A 1,576-nucleotide genomic window follows, 5' to 3' on the forward strand; every position below is an offset into this window, starting at 1 on the left:
GCTGATGGCGCAGGGAGAGGATCTCCACATCCTTGTCCCGGTCGCTCATCGGCAGCAGCCTCAAGGCAGCGAACGCGTTGGTAACAGTCAGGTATACCAGACGGAGCAACACGAGTGATCATCCTGCCGCAGCCACCAAGCAAGTCCTTGAGCCGCATGGATGACATTCTCGGCAGGCTCAGCAGCACAGCGTTCTCGTGTCGGGGCACGAGCAGCTCCATGTCCTTGGCGGTGTCGCGGCGCGGCAGTACCCCGGGTACGGACAACAGCGTGCGGGCCACCTTGTAAAGCAGCGAAACGATCACGCGGACATGGTGCCAGCCGAGGTTGCTCTACCACTGCCACCCGCGACGATGACTTTCCGAGCCCGACACCGTCGTCCAGACCGGGCGCGGCGGGCGAGGGTCCGCGTCCGTCATGTCCGACGGGTAGCGCGGCACACGGCCTGGACGGTCACCCGCGTTCCCGAACCGGTGAGCGAGGCAATCACACGATGGGGCAGTCGAGTTGGACTCCACCAGCACGAGAGCGTAAGACTGCAACAACAGGGCCTCCTGGTGTGCTCGGGCTTCGACAACCACGAGCTGAACCGGAGGCCCTGCCTTCATGCGTGTACGAGCGGGAGATCACCCGACAGAGTCGCCATACTCGAACAGACGCTCACCATGATCGGTACGACAACGGCTTCAGACAGCTCAGTGCCGCGTCGTTCAAGGGTGATGGCGGCGAAGTCGCGGGCGAGTTCGGCGGCCATGGCAAGGTCTGGGCAGGCGTCCAGGACCTGGTCGAGCTCGTCTGCCGCCATCCACACCGAGGTCGGCGGCCCTGGGCAACTTCCCATTCACGTTCTGCAAACAGGACGAGGTGCTGGAGGAGACTGTCGTCCGGCTTCGACGGCCCTGACGGGCGACTCCGACCGGCACAGCCCGGTGGGCTGTGCCGGCGGATACGGCAGCGGTCAGCCGGCCGTGAAGTACCCGAACGCGTCCGCCACCAGGTTGACCTGCCCGACGTGGTTGTAGAGCGTCACGCCTCCCGCGTTCGAGGTCACCACGGCGTTGGGAACGGTCTGGCCCGCGGTGAAGTTGAGGTTGGACGAGGTCGGCCACGGGCCCATGCTGCCGAAGACCGACACATAGCTGTCGGCGGTCGTGTCGGTGGCGGTCACGTTGAGGACGAAAGCCTTCACGCCGACCGGCGGCATCCCGTACTCCCACAGGTCGGGACGGATCGCGATGGCGTGGCCGGGCCCGACCGGCCCGAGATGCCCGTTGTTCTCGCGCGTGTCGAGGACGCGGGTCGGGGAGGTCGGGATGAACACCGATCCGGTGCCGTCGGAGGTGTAGTAGCCGCTGATGTCGGCGATCAGGTCGACCGAGCCGGCATTGTTGTAAAAGTTGATCTTGCCGTCGACAACCGGGACGGTGACCAGGTTGGGGACCGTCTGCTTCGCGGTGAAGTTGAGATTCGAGGTGGTCGGGCGGTCCTGGCCGTGCGGGTAGACGATGACGTGGCTGTCGGCCGTCGGGTCGGTGGCGGTGACGTTGAGCACGACGGCCGTGACCCCGCTCGCCGG

The 1,576-nt window shown here is 65.8% G+C and carries 1 protein-coding gene and 1 pseudogene; both read right to left on the minus strand.

Annotated elements, in window-relative coordinates:
• Positions 1-604: 604 nt before the first annotated feature.
• On the minus strand, positions 605-805 hold the full coding sequence (locus ACFQ87_RS42195) for a hypothetical protein (RefSeq protein ID WP_380616276.1): 201 nt from the start codon (positions 803-805) through the stop codon (positions 605-607).
• A 153-nt stretch (positions 806-958) separates the two neighbouring features.
• Positions 959-1,576, minus strand: a pseudogene (locus ACFQ87_RS42200) (hypothetical protein); the annotation flags it as partial.

Source organism: Kitasatospora sp. NPDC056531, assembly GCF_042794375.1.
GTDB lineage: Bacteria > Actinomycetota > Actinomycetes > Streptomycetales > Streptomycetaceae > Kitasatospora.